Below are 13,410 nucleotides of genomic sequence, written 5' to 3' on the forward strand. Positions count from 1 at the left end.
ACAGCAATTGACTGTATTCGCCTCCTGAACGCGCGTAGGCTCACGCTCTTCCAATCCCGCTTTAGGTGATGGTGGTGCTGCGCGGTACGCGTTTAGGGCCTGCCGCTGGAAAAACCTGCTGGCCATTGATCCTCGCATCTGGCTGTCTTACGCCTCTACTGCTCCAGACAGCGGCTGGGTCAGCTCCGAGGGTGCCATCGGCGGGCACCATCCCTCCAGCCGAGGAGCTGACTGGCGCTGTTCAGCTCAAGGTGCGGCGCCTGCCGGACACGGTGGAGCTGGTGATTGAAGGCACTGGGATCTCGCCCCAGCTGCAGCAGAATTCGGATGGTGCTGGATGGCAGGGCCAGCTGTTCACCGCTGAGCCTGCGGCCTTGATGGTGGGTCCTCAGCGTCTGTCGTTGCCGGAGGTGGGCTTCCAGGCGATCAACTTTGATGGCGGGGGCACCTCGTTCTCGATCAGCGTCACCCCCATGCCCGGGGTCACCCTGGGCAGGCCTGTGGTGAGTGCCGATGGGCGCTCCCTGATCCTCTCCTTCCCCTCGCCTGAGCCCCAGGCCTCGTTGCAGGTCAACAGCTTCAACCTGGCCAGTCTAGGCGCCGTGCCCTTGCCCACCTATGCGCCGCCCCTGCAGCCGAGGGCCGTGGCGCCACCCCTGGGTGACATGGCCGTGGGCACCATGACCCTGCGCAACCCCGGCTTCGTCAATGTCTCTGGTCCGCCGGTGACGATGACCCTCAAGAATGCGCCGGCCCGCGACGCGCTGATGGCCCTGGCCAGTCTGGGGGGTTACGGCTTTGCCTATGTCGATGAGCCCTCTGTCGCCGCGGCGCCCGCTGGAGCACCGCCCAATCAGAATAATCGGCCCCTGTCGATTGCCTTCCGCGGCGAGTCCTATGCCCGCGCCTTGAATACCACCCTCCTGGCAGCAGGCCTGCAGGGAAAGCTTGAGGGCAACATGATCCTGGCGGGTCCGAATGCCCTTTCGAAGAGCTTCGGCGCCCAGGTGTCGAAAGTGTATCGTCTCAACCAGGTGGGCCCGAATGCCGCTGCGGATTATCTGGCCAACCTGGGAGCCACGGTCACCAAGACCAACACCGTCACCACCTCGGTCACCCAGGGTGTGACCCAGGCCGATGCGATCTCCTCCGCCCCCAACGCCCAGACCACCCAGGCCAGTTTAATCAAAACCGTGGAAGCCTTCGGCGCCACCACTGGCCCCCTCATCGGCCTGCGAGCCACCACTGATACGCGCCTCGGCACGATCACCATGGTGGGTGATCCATCCGTGGTGGCCATCGGTGAGCAGTACCTCAGACAGTTGGACCTCAGGCAACGTCAGGTTGCTTTGAATGTGAGGATTCTCGATGTTAATCTCGAGAATGAAGCCTCGATTGATAATTCCTTCGCTTTCCGATTCGGTAATAACTTTATCGTCAACGATAATGGCCAGCTGCTGGGGGCCTTCGGTCGTTTCTTGCCTCCCGGGGAGGCCGACTTCGCACAGACGGAAACCGTTACCCGTAACTCCTCCAACAGTCTTGCCATCACGCGGGGGCTGGGTAGGACTCTCACCAACAGCCAGCTACGGGATGTCAACCGGGCATTGTCAAGTGAAACCGGCTCACGCCTGGTTGAGCAGGACGGGCAGTTCATCGTGGAGCCGATTAACAATTCCACCAATCTCAGCTCCGACTCTCTGCAGAGAAATGTCAACAGGGTGCTCTCCCGCACCCTCGGACGCAATGTAGAAACATCCACTATCTCATCCTCAACCTTTACGGGCACCAGGAGGATCAACCCTGGTACCAACTACCCTGCGGATACGTTCTTTGATTTTGTCAGGGCCCAGATCGTCTCGGGTTCGACCAAGCTGCTGGCTAGCCCCACCCTGATCCTGCAGGAGAATCCTTCCTTGCTCAGGGAAGGGAATGAAATGTCCAGCGGCACGAATTCAGATGAAGTGCGGCAGGGCATCCGTGAATTTGGTGTTGATTCACCGATTGGGCGGCGCCGGGCCAATGAAGGCGTGGTGAGGGTAGGAACGAACGTGGTGACCAGCTACGAGACGGAAACTCCCGCCCAGGGTGGAAATGTGGTGTGCACCCCGGGGCTGGCGACCGCGGGGCTTGTGCTGGGAGCACGGGTGGAGAAGATTGATGACAACGGCTTCATCACCTTTGTGCTTTCTCCGAGCGTTTCTGCCGTGACCGATCGCGAACCGGCTCCTGCAGGTTGTGGCTCGGATCTCAATATTCTCAGCATCCGAAGTCTGGATACCGGCGCCTTGCGGGTGCGCGATGGTCAGACACTCATTCTCACCGGTGTGATTTCAGACTTTGATCGCTCGGTGGTCAGCAAATGGCCGATTCTGGGGGATATTCCCTTGATCGGTCAGTTTTTCCGCAGCACTGGCAACCAAAAAGAAAAGCGTGAACTTGTGATCATGGTCACACCACGTATCATCAACGACGAAACGGGTGGCACGTTTGGCTATGGCTATCAGCCGGGTACCCGGCAAGGCCGTGAATTCCTCGGCAATGGAGACTTCTAATGGGCTGGTTTTACTTGCGGCGGCGCCATCGCTTAGAGGCTGATCTCTGCTCTTGCCTCTGATGATCCATCCGCTTTGAAGGCCCAACCCTCCCCAGAATCACCCAGCCATCAGTCCTCTGTTGGCGAGGAAGCTGCACAGCTTCTGGAGCAGGAGTTGGAGCGGGCCAAGGCTGAACTGGTGGAATACCAGACCCTGATTAACGAAATCCCCTCCATCTACGAGACGAAGTTTCGTCAGCAAGTTCAGCTCCTTGCCCTAGAAATCCGGCGGCTGCTTGAGGAGCGACGCTGCCTGCATCAGCAGCTCCCCGCCGGCCAGTTGTCCCTTGCTGAGAGCCCTGCGCCCCCTGCGGTCCCGTCCTCTCCAAGGCCTGAAGTCACAGCGGATGCTGCCCCAGCCAGGTCCGATCTGCTGCCTCCCAGGCGCACGCGGCGTTTGCGCATCGGCCTGCGCCGGCGCTGGAGATCGGCCACTCGGCGGTTGTCGCTGCGACAACAGTTGCCGCTGCTGATGACCACCACGACGGCAGTTGTCCTGCTGGTGGTGGGCGTCGACTCCCTGGGGCGTAGGGGCCAGGATGCCCTTAGCGCAGGGCCGTCCATCGGGAGCAGGGTAGACAGCAAGCCTGCGAGCAACGTCCAGGCCGAAGGGGCGGACTCGGCCACTCCCAGCCCCAATGACCCGCCGGTAAGCCCAAAACCTGGCACGCAGGATCTACGGCTGAAAGCCGATGGACCCTGCTGGGTGGAAGTGGAGACAGTGAGTGGACGGGTTGTTCTTGCTGAACTGCTCAACAAGGGCGATCAGCGCAGCTTTCCCCTGGGGACAGGCTTGCGGGTGCGGGCTGGCCGCCCTGATCATCTCGGGGTGGCGGCGGCCGGAGACGACGACTTCCGGCCACTCGCGGCGATCAACAATCTGGGCTGGAAGACCTTTTTGCCGGGCCAAGCCGGATCAGCCTCTGAACAGCCACCCCCTGGCGGGAAAAGCGAAGGATGAAAACTTGGCTGTGGGGGGAGTCTCGCCTTCACGCTGGCCTCCTTGAGAGTGACATCTCTCTCGGCCCTGGACTTCACTTGTCGCTATCCGTCGCTGAAGACCGTGGCCTCGGCGTCACCATGTCGAACACCAGCGACCAGGCGATCACGGCTGACGCCCACACGGCGGTTCGCTGACGCCGACCCCACTGTCTCCAGCCAGCCAACGCGTGGACCGGCTCGCTTGCCGTGCGGCACCGTCGGTGACAACTTCCTGTTTGCTCCAGGGGCCTTCGGCGAGCTCTGAGCGCCAAGAAACGCCTGGCGTAGCTTCATCGGATTCGAGGTGTCTTCCCTTGGCAGCACAGCTACCCCGTCGCATCTGCTGCATCGGCGCGGGCTACGTGGGAGGGCCCACCATGGCTGTGATCGCCGATCGCTGTCCGCAGATCGACGTCACCGTGGTGGACCTCAACGCCGAGCGGATCGCCCTCTGGAACCACGACGACCTCAGCCGCCTGCCGGTCTATGAGCCCGGTCTCGACGCCGTGGTGGCCCGCTGCCGCGGCCGCAATCTCCACTTCAGCACCGCCGTGGAGGAGGCCATCGCCGCCGCCGACATGGTGTTCCTCTCTGTCAACACCCCCACCAAGACGAGGGGCCTGGGCGCCGGTCAGGCCAGTGACCTCAAGTGGATCGAGGCCAGTGCCCGCACTGTGGCCAAGGCCGCCCGCGGCCACACGATCGTGGTGGAGAAGAGCACCCTGCCGGTGCGCACCGCCGAGGCCGTCAAGGCGATCCTCGGCTGCGCAGAGCCCGGCCAGAGCTTTGCAGTGCTCTCCAACCCCGAATTCCTCGCCGAGGGCACGGCCGTGGCCGATCTCGAGGCCCCTGACCGGGTGCTGATCGGCGGTGAGGACCCCGAGGCGATCGAGGCCCTCGCCGCCATCTACGCCCACTGGGTGCCCCAGCAGCGCATCCTGCGCACCAACATCTGGAGCAGCGAACTGGGCAAGCTGGCCGCCAATGCCTTCCTTGCCCAGCGGGTGAGCTCGATCAACAGCATCGCCGCCTTCTGCGAGGCCAGCGGCGCTGACGTCAACGAGGTGGCCCGCGCCATCGGCAGCGACAGCCGCATCGGCCCCAAGTTCCTCAAGGCCGGCCCGGGCTTTGGCGGCAGCTGCTTCCAGAAGGACATCCTCAACCTGGTGTACCTCTGCCGCCACTACGGGCTGCAGGAGGTGGCCGGCTACTGGGAGCAGGTGGTGAGCCTCAACAGCTGGCAGCAGCACCGCATCGCCCGCCTGGTGGTGCAGCGCCTGTTCGGCACCGTCACCGGTAAACGCCTGGTGCTGCTCGGCTTTGCCTTCAAGGCCGACACCAACGACACCCGGGCCTCACCCGCCATCCAGATCGCCCGCGACCTGATCGAGGAGGGCGCCCACCTGCAGATCCTCGATCCCAAGGTGAGCCCAGCCCAGATCGAGGCCGACCTCGGCCAGCCCCCCGGCCAGGGCGAGGCCAGCTGGGCGCCCTGTGCCTCCCTGGAGCAGGGCGCGACAGGAGCCGACGCCCTGCTGCTGCTCACCGAATGGCAGCAGTTCAGCCGGATCGACTGGGCCGCCACCGCCGCCCTGATGCGCCGTCCCGCCTGGCTCTTTGATGCCCGCGGCAGTGCTGATCAGCAGGCCGCTCGGGCAGCTGGGCTGAACGTCTGGCGCGTGGGGGAGGGCTGAGGCCATGGCGGAGGCGCTGCAGCGCAACCTGATCACCGGCGGAGCCGGCTTTGTGGGCTCCCACCTGGTGGATCGGCTGATGGAGGCCGGCGAGGAGGTGATCTGCCTCGACAACTACTTCACGGGCCGCAAAGCCAACATCGCCCAGTGGATCGGCCATCCGCGTTTCGAGCTGCTGCGCCACGACGTGACCGAGCCGATCCGGCTGGAGGTGGACCGCATCTGGCATCTGGCCTGTCCAGCTTCGCCGGTGCACTACCAGCACAACCCGATCAAGACGGCCAAGACCAGTTTCCTGGGCACCTACAACATGCTGGGCCTGGCCCGGCGGGTGGGGGCGCGGCTGCTGCTGGCCTCCACCAGCGAGGTGTATGGCGATCCGGAAGTGCATCCCCAGCCGGAGAGCTACCGAGGCTGCGTCAACACGATCGGCCCGCGCAGCTGCTACGACGAGGGCAAGCGGGTGGCTGAGACCCTCTGCTTCGATTACCACCGCATGCACGGCACCGAGATTCGGGTGGCGCGCATCTTCAACACCTACGGGCCGCGCATGCTCCCTGATGACGGGCGTGTGGTGAGCAATTTCATTGTGCAGGCCCTGCGCGGCGAGCCGCTCACCCTCTATGGCGATGGCTCCCAGACCCGCTCGTTCTGTTTTGTGGATGACCTGGCGGAAGGCCTGATCCGCCTGATGAACGGCGCCTCCACGGGGCCGATCAACCTGGGCAACCCTGGCGAGTTCACGATTCGGCAGTTGGCTGAACAGGTGCGGGCTCGTATCAATCCAGCCCTGGAACTTGTCTGCCGACCGTTGCCCCAGGATGATCCCCTGCAGCGGCAGCCCGTGATTGATCTGGCCCGGCGAGAGCTGGGCTGGGAGCCCGGTGTGTCCCTTGAGCAGGGCCTCGAGCCCACCATCGCCTTCTTTCGCGCCAGCCTCCCCATGCCCATCCCATGACCACGGCTGTTCTGGTGACAGGGGCGGCTGGCTTCGTCGGCGGGGCCCTCTGCGAGCGCCTGCTGGCGCGGGGGGAGCAGGTGGTGGGCCTCGATAACCTCAGCCCCTACTACGACCCGGACCTCAAGCGGGCGCGGCTGACGCGGCTGGAGCCCTTTGCCGCCTCGGGCGCCTGGCGCTTCGTGGACGGGGCCATTGAGGAGGCCTCCCTCATGAGCGCCCTGTTCGAGCGGGAGCGCTTTGACCGGGTGGTGCATCTGGCCGCCCAGGCCGGCGTGCGCCACTCGATCACCAACCCGGCGGCCTACATCCAGAGCAATCTGCTGGGCTTCTCCCAGGTGCTGGAGGCCTGCCGAGCGCAGCAGGTGGCCCACCTGGTGTATGCCTCCAGCAGCTCGGTGTATGGCGGTAACACCCAGCTTCCCTTCACGGAATCCCAGCCGGTGAACCACCCGGTGAGTCTCTACGCCGCCACCAAGAAGGCCAATGAACTGATGGCCCACAGCTACAGCCATCTCTACGGACTGCCGGCCACGGGGTTGCGCCTGTTCACGGTCTATGGCCCCTGGGGACGGCCGGACATGGCGCCGATGCTGTTCGCCCGGGCGATCCTGGCCGGCGAGCCGATCCGGGTGTTCAACCACGGCGCCATGTGGCGCGACTTCACCTACATCGACGACATCGTGGAGGGGCTGGTGCGTTGCCTCGATCAACCCGCCACCCCCAACCCGGAGTTCGATCCGGCCGCTCCCGATCCCGCCACCAGCTGGGCGCCCCATCGCCTGTTCAACCTGGGCAACAGTGAGCCGGTGGAGCTGCTGCGCTTCATACGGGTGCTGGAGGCCGCGCTGAACCGCCGGGCCGTGCTCGATCTCCAGCCCATGCAGCCCGGCGATGTGACGGCCACGGCGGCCGACACCTCCCGGTTGCAGGCCTGGGTGGGCTTCCAGCCCTCCACCAGCCTGGAGCAGGGAGTGGAGCGCTTCGCCCGCTGGTATCTGGACTATCACGGCTCAGCGCGGGTCCTGGACCCTGCAGCGCGGCTTCGCCAGGCAGACTCGGTTCCCTTCGCCTGAATCGGGATTGGCTTCGCTGCAGAGCCTGCGCGGCATGGTGGACCTCTTGCCTGGGGCCACGGCCCTCTGGCAGCACGTGGAAGGCCGGGCCGTGGAGCACTTTCGCCGCGCCGCCATTCAGGAGATCCGCACGCCGCTGCTGGAGGTGACCGAGCTGTTCGCCCGCGGCATCGGTGAGGCCACCGACGTGGTGGGCAAGGAGATGTACACCTTCATTGACCGGGGCGAACGCAGCTGCACGCTGCGGCCGGAGGGCACGGCGTCGGTGGTGCGGGCGGTGCTGCAGCACGGGTTGCTCAGCCAGGGGCCCCAGCGGCTCTGGTATGGCGGACCGATGTTCCGCTACGAGCGCCCCCAGGCCGGCCGCCAGCGCCAGTTCCATCAGATCGGCCTGGAGCTGCTCGGCTTTGCCGAACCCCGCGCCGATGTGGAGGCCATCGCCGTGGCGTGGGATCTGCTGGCCGATCTGGGGGTGGGCGGCCTGGCGCTCGAGCTCAACAGCCTGGGCAGCCCGGAAGACCGCGCCGGCTACCGCCAGCAGCTGGTGGCCTGGCTGGAGCAGCGCCGCTCCCAGCTCGACCCCGAGTCCCAGGCCCGCCTCCAGACCAACCCCCTGCGGGTACTGGATTCCAAGCACCCCGACACCCAGGCCCTGCTGGCTGAGGCGCCCAGCCTGCTGGACAGCCTCTGTGCGGCCAGCCGCGAGCGCTTCGAGGCGGTGCAGGCCGGCCTGGCGGCCCTGGCCATTCCGGTGCAACTCAATCCCCGCCTGGTGCGGGGCCTCGACTACTACAGCCACACGGCCTTCGAGATCACCAGCGATCAGCTCGGGGCCCAGGCCACCGTCTGCGGCGGCGGCCGCTACGACGGCCTGGTGCAGCAGCTGGGCGGCCCGGCCACACCGGCCATCGGCTGGGCGATGGGGCTGGAGCGGCTGGTGTTGCTGCTCAGCCGCTCTGCCACCGCGGGCCTGCCCAGCCAGCCGCCGCCGGATCTCTACGTGGTGAGCCGCGGCGCTGAGGCCGAGGCCCAGGCCCTGCCGCTGGCGCGGCTGTGCCGCCGGGCCGGGCTGGTGGTGGAGATCGATCCCAGCGGAGCCGCCTTCGCCAAGCAGTTCAAGCGGGCCGATCGCTCCGGGGCCGCCTGGGCTGCCGTGATCGGCGAGGACGAGGCCAGTGCCGGCGTGGTGCTGCTGCGCGAGCTGCGCCCCAGCGGGGCGGAGGGCTCCCCTGCCGCCAGCGCCGATCAGCGGCTCAGCCCCGAGCAAGTCGCGGCGCGGCTGGCCCGATGACGACTGAGGACGTGTCCACTCCAGGCCGTCAGTGACCACGTGCTGGCAGTTGACTGCCGCCAACCACGACTGGACTGTGACCGCCGGCCTAGATGGGTGACTCGACCCTCGCGATCATTGCCGGTGCCGGCGTGCTGCCCAGGATGCTCTCGCAGGCCCTGAGGGCGTCTGGGCGGCCTCACCTGGTCTGCCGGCCCCATGGCCTGGAGGTGGAGCTGGAGGACGCTGAGGAGTTCTACTTCGAGCGCTCCATCTCCTTTTTCCGCTCGCTTGAGAAGCGCGGCATCCGCCAGGTGGTGATGGTGGGCAAGTTCCACCGGCCCCGGGCTCTCAACATCATGCGTTTCGAGGGCTCCACCCTGATGGCGGCGCCCCGCATCCTGGCCTCGCTGCGCAAGGGCGACGACGCCTCCCTGCGTTCCCTGGCGGAGATCATCGAGGAGCTCGGGCTGGAGGTGGTGGGGGTGGAGGACGTGGCGCCCAAGCTGTTGCCCGAGCCCGGCGTCTACGCCAGCCGCCTGCCCACGGAGATGGACCGGGCCGATGTGGAGCGCGCCGCCCAGATCGTGGAGGCGATCTCGATGGTGGACGTGGGCCAGGGCGCCGTGGTGGCGGGGGGGCTCTGCCTGGCCACCGAAGCCCTGCCCGGCACCGACGCCATGCTCGAGTGGGTGGCCAGCAGCCGGGCCCTGCCACCCGAGGCGCCCCGTTCCGGCGTGCTCTACAAGGCCCCGAAGCTCCAGCAGGACCGCCGCATGGACCTGCCCGCCATCGGCCCCACCACGGTGGCGAAGGCCGCAGCAGCAGGCCTTTCCGGCATCGCCTGGGAGGCCCGCGGCGCCCTGCTGCTCGATGCTGAGCGCACCATGGCCGATGCCGAGCGCCTGGGGCTCTTCCTGTGGGCGCGCCAGCAGATCCGCTGACACTTTGAGGCTGGATCGGCCCAGGCGCCGGTCCGACCTGCTTCAGGCCGCGCCTGCCCGCTCCAGAACCCCTTTGCTGCTGGGGATGGCACCGGCACGGCGCGGGTCGATCTCCGTGGCCAGCCGCAGGGCCCGGGCGAAGGCCTTGAAGCAGGCCTCCACGATGTGGTGCGAGTTCGAGCCCGCCAGCTGGCGGATGTGCAGGCTGAGGCCGCTGTTGTTCACCACCGCCACGAAGAACTCCTTCACAAGCTCGGTGTCGTAGCTGCCGATCCGCTGGGCCGGGATCTCCAGGCCATAGCTGAGGTGGGGCCGCCCGGAGCAGTCGAGCGCCACCTGCACTAGGGCCTCGTCGAGGGGTGCCACGAAGTGGCCGAAGCGCTGGATGCCGCGCCGGTCGCCCAGGGCCTGGGCCAGGGCCTGGCCCACGGCGATGCCCACGTCCTCGTTGGTGTGGTGATCATCGATGTGGGTGTCACCCACGGCGCTGATTTCCAGATCGAGCAGGCCATGGCTGGCCAGCTGGTGGAGCATGTGGTCGAGGAAGGGCACGCCGGTGCCCACCTGGCAGCGGCCGCTGCCATCGAGGCCCAGGTGCACGCGCACGTCGGTTTCGCCGGTGAGCCGGTGCACGGTGCCACCGCGGCCGCCGCTGGGGCTGCCGCCGCCGTCGTGGTTGAGGTCCGGAAGGGAGGACACGGGCCAAAGGGGCGGGACTGTACCAATCATGCCGAAGTTGACGGCCGCTATCCGTCCACAATCACGCCCACCGCTGCGGCCGCCGCTTGACCAACTCTCCCCAGGCGGTGCTCGCCGAGCTGCGCGCGGGCCATCGGCGCTTCCTGGATGGTGAATCGCTCCATCCCCACAGCAGCCGCGAGCGCATGCTGGAGGTGGAATCGGGTCAGCACCCCACCGCCGCGGTGCTGGGCTGCGCCGACTCGCGGGTGCCGGTGGAGCTGCTGTTCGACACCGGATTCGGCGACCTGTTCGTGGTGCGCAACGCCGGCACCCTCTCCACCACCGCCGCCATCGCCTCGCTGGAGTACGCCGTGGCTCACCTGGGCGTGCCGGTGATCGTGGTGCTGGGCCATGAACGCTGCGGCGCCGTGGAGGCGGCCCTGAACCCGGCGCTCACGCTCACGCCGAGCCTGGCCCAGCTGGTGGGCCAGCTGCGCATGGAGCTGATCAACCTCGGCGGCCACCACGACCTCGATCAGGCCTCCCGCCACCACACCCTCAATGCCGCCCGCAACCTGGTGGATTCCAGCGTGCTGCTCACCGACCTGCTGCGCGCCGGGCGGCTGAGCGTGGAAGCGGCCTTCTACAACCTCCACACCACCACGATCGACTGGATGGGGGCGGTGATGCCGATGCGCACGGAGCAGTTCATCAGCACCCCCTGAAGGGGCGGGTGCTCACATGCCGGTGATGCAGTAGCCGGCGTCCACGTAGAGCACCTGGCCGGTGATGCCCGAGGCCAGGGGGCTGGCCAGGAAGGCGGCGGTGGCGCCCACTTCGTCCTGCGTCACGGTGCGCTGGAGCGGGGCCTTCTCCTCCACGTTGTGGATCATCTCGAGGATGCCGCCGATGGCGGAGCTGGCCAGGGTGCGGATCGGCCCGGCGCTGATGGCGTTGACGCGCACCTGCTTCTCGGGACCCAGCTCGGCGGCCAGATAGCGCACCGAGGCCTCCAGGGCCGCCTTGGCCACGCCCATCACGTTGTAGTTGGGGATGGCGCGCTCGGCGCCCAGGTAGCTGAGGGTGATCACGCTGGCCCCCTGGCTGAACAGGGGCTTGGCGTGGCGGCAGAGGGGGGCCAGGGAGTAGGCGCTCACCTCCAGGGCCCGGGCGAAGCCCTCGGGGGTGATGGCGGAGTAGTCGCCCACCAGCTCCTCCTTGCCGGCGAAGGCCAGGCAGTGGATCAGCACGTCGATCTGCCCCCACTGCCGCTTCACCTGCTCGAACACCGCTTCGATCTGGGCGGGGTCCTGCACGTTCAGGGGCTCGAACAGGCTGGGGTTCAGCGGCGCCGTGAGCTCGCGCACCTTGGCCTCGAAGCGGCCCTTCTCATCCGGCAGGTAGGTGACCCCCAGCTCACAGCCAGCGGCGGCGAGCTGCTGGGCAATGCCCCAGGCGATCGAGCGGTTGTTGGCGATGCCGGTGACCAGGGCCTTCTTGCCGCGCAGATCGAGGAGCATGGGGGGGAGCCGAGGTGGCACAGCGTGGGCCTGTCATCTTCCCGCAGCACCTCGCCTGGTGACGAGGCGGCTCAGCGAGCTGAACCCGTGAGCTGGTCCATGAGCCCCCCTGCTTCTACATCAGAGTTTTCTGTGCTCGCGATCATCCGCTGACTGGATGATCCCATTCACGAGTAGATAGGCCATCTGTCATGCGTCGTAGACGCATCCTCACAACGCCTTCAGCACTCTCCTGGCAAAGGTGTTGGGATTAAATCCCTTGCCGGGTGTCTGGCCGAGCCGCACGATCACCACGTTGCGGGAGGGCACGATCATCATCAGCTGTCCACTGAACCCCCTCGCATAGAACGTATCGCGGGGTAGATCAGGGAAACGGCCGCCCTGATTCAGCCACCAGTGAGCACCGTAGTTTCCTTCAGAGCCGGGGGTGGGTGTGATCGCCTGCTTGACCCAGCCGTGGGGGAGAAGGCGCCGATCGCCCCACACGCCATCGTGGAGGTAGAGCAACCCGAAACGAGCCCAGTCCCGGGCCGTGGCGTAGGCAAGTGAAGAGCCCACAAACGTACCGGAAGGATCGGTTTCGAACACAGCGCTGTGCATCCCCAGGGGCTGGAACAGGTGCTCATAGGGAAATCGCCAGTAGGCAGCATCATCCGACAAGGCCAGTCGCAGACCCCTGGAGATGAGATTGCTGTCGCCGGAGGAGTAGTGCCACAGCGTGCCGGGCTCCGCCTCCAGCGGCTTCCCCGCTGCGTAGGCAGCAGCATCCTCGCTGTGCAGGAGCATCTTCACAACATCCGTCTCGAAGTCGCCGTAGACCTCGGTAAAGGCGAGACCGCTGCTCATGCGCAGCAGCTGGTCGAGGGTGATTGCCCGCCTGGGATCCTCAGGCAAGGTCCACTCGGGAACCTGAACCGGCTTGTCCAGCTGCAGCAGCTTCTCTTTCACGGCGATGCCGACCAAGGCGTGGGTGAGGGCCTTGGTCACTGACCAGCCGATCAGTGGTGTGGCGGGACTGACACCGGGGGCATAGCGTTCCGCCACCACCCATCCGTTGTGCACCACCACGACAGCGCGGGTGCGGCGTGGGTTCTGGGGATCGGGCTCCCGGAAGGCTTCATCCAACACCTCCTGCAGTTCCTGCCCGCCTGGAGCTCCAGGAGGTGCGTCTGGCGAGGCGGGATCCAGGCGCCAGGGCATCGATGGGCTGGGCTGATCTGAGCTGACTGGCCTGGCCTGCTCCGGCAGGGAAACGGGAGGCACGTCCTGGTGGTACAGCGAACACCCCAGGTTCGATTGCCGCGTCGCGCGGGCTGAGACCAGTCCCCACAGGGCATCGGTGACCACCTCTCCCCGATCAGGAATCAATCTGGCGTTCACCAGACCGCGAGCCCGCGAGAGTTCAGCCGCCCAGAGCTGGGCATCGTCCATCCCTGCCATCAGGACCCCGCTGCAGAGGGTCTTGGCCACGTAGGCCGATCCAGCCTGGGCCAGAACGAGCCGGGCGCGAACCTGGATGTAGAGCGTCGCTGCGACCGTCCCTGACAGCCCGAGCAGCACCATCGAGGCCAAGACCATGCCTCGCCGCGTTCGTAGCCAGGTCCGGCAGCGATGAAGCATTTCGGGATCGTGTTGAATTTGGGATGGTTTCTTGCCCCGTTGTTGGCAACAGTGTGGGCGTGGTCAGGCC

11 protein-coding genes are annotated in these 13,410 nt (G+C 66.6%); 8 read left to right on the forward strand and 3 right to left on the reverse strand.

From position 1 onward, the window contains the following. Positions 1-68: 68 nt before the first annotated feature. From IQ220_RS10470 to IQ220_RS10500, 7 genes are all read left to right on the forward strand, one after another. Positions 69-2,555, forward strand: a complete 2,487-nt coding sequence (locus tag IQ220_RS10470; protein WP_193914837.1) for a type II secretion system protein GspD — start codon at positions 69-71, stop codon at positions 2,553-2,555. A gap of 75 nt (positions 2,556-2,630) precedes the next feature. Beyond that, the gene (locus IQ220_RS10475) at positions 2,631-3,557 is read left to right on the forward strand and encodes a DUF4115 domain-containing protein (RefSeq protein WP_193914839.1); all 927 of its coding nucleotides are present in this window, start codon (positions 2,631-2,633) and stop codon (positions 3,555-3,557) included. Between the two features lie 334 nt (positions 3,558-3,891). Then, positions 3,892-5,271: a nucleotide sugar dehydrogenase gene (locus tag IQ220_RS10480; protein WP_193914841.1), complete on the forward strand. Its 1,380-nt coding sequence runs from the start codon at positions 3,892-3,894 to the stop codon at positions 5,269-5,271. A 4-nt stretch (positions 5,272-5,275) separates the two neighbouring features. Then, on the forward strand, positions 5,276-6,229 hold the full coding sequence (locus IQ220_RS10485; RefSeq protein ID WP_193914843.1) for a UDP-glucuronic acid decarboxylase family protein: 954 nt from the start codon (positions 5,276-5,278) through the stop codon (positions 6,227-6,229). Next, positions 6,226-7,305: an NAD-dependent epimerase gene (locus IQ220_RS10490; RefSeq protein ID WP_193914845.1), complete on the forward strand. Its 1,080-nt coding sequence runs from the start codon at positions 6,226-6,228 to the stop codon at positions 7,303-7,305. Before IQ220_RS10485 ends, IQ220_RS10490 begins: the two co-directional genes overlap by 4 nt. 7 nt (positions 7,306-7,312) lie before the next feature. Further along, the gene (gene hisS / locus IQ220_RS10495) at positions 7,313-8,596 is read left to right on the forward strand and encodes a histidine--tRNA ligase (protein WP_193914847.1); all 1,284 of its coding nucleotides are present in this window, start codon (positions 7,313-7,315) and stop codon (positions 8,594-8,596) included. Between the two features lie 92 nt (positions 8,597-8,688). Then, entirely contained in the window at positions 8,689-9,519 is an 831-nt protein-coding gene (locus IQ220_RS10500; RefSeq protein ID WP_186697462.1) for an LpxI family protein, read from the forward strand. Positions 9,520-9,561: 42 nt separating this feature from the next. On the opposite strand, the gene hisB is transcribed toward IQ220_RS10500, so the two are convergent. After that, the gene (hisB, locus tag IQ220_RS10505; protein ID WP_370566424.1) at positions 9,562-10,218 is read right to left on the reverse strand and encodes an imidazoleglycerol-phosphate dehydratase HisB; all 657 of its coding nucleotides are present in this window, start codon (positions 10,216-10,218) and stop codon (positions 9,562-9,564) included. 86 nt (positions 10,219-10,304) lie between these two features. Here hisB and IQ220_RS10510 point away from each other — a divergent pair, with 86 nt between their 5' ends. After that, positions 10,305-10,925 (forward strand): carbonic anhydrase, encoded by a 621-nt coding sequence (locus IQ220_RS10510; RefSeq protein WP_193914851.1) that lies wholly within the window; start codon positions 10,305-10,307, stop codon positions 10,923-10,925. A 12-nt stretch (positions 10,926-10,937) separates the two neighbouring features. Here IQ220_RS10510 and fabI read toward each other — a convergent pair whose 3' ends face one another. Both fabI and IQ220_RS10520 read right to left on the reverse strand, forming a co-directional pair. Continuing rightward, positions 10,938-11,720, reverse strand: a complete 783-nt coding sequence (gene fabI / locus IQ220_RS10515; protein WP_193914853.1) for an enoyl-ACP reductase FabI — start codon at positions 11,718-11,720, stop codon at positions 10,938-10,940. A gap of 210 nt (positions 11,721-11,930) precedes the next feature. Continuing rightward, on the reverse strand, positions 11,931-12,848 hold the full coding sequence (locus tag IQ220_RS10520; RefSeq protein ID WP_370566425.1) for a serine hydrolase domain-containing protein: 918 nt from the start codon (positions 12,846-12,848) through the stop codon (positions 11,931-11,933). Positions 12,849-13,410: the final 562 nt, after the last annotated feature.

The sequence above is a fragment of the Cyanobium sp. LEGE 06113 genome, assembly GCF_015207615.1.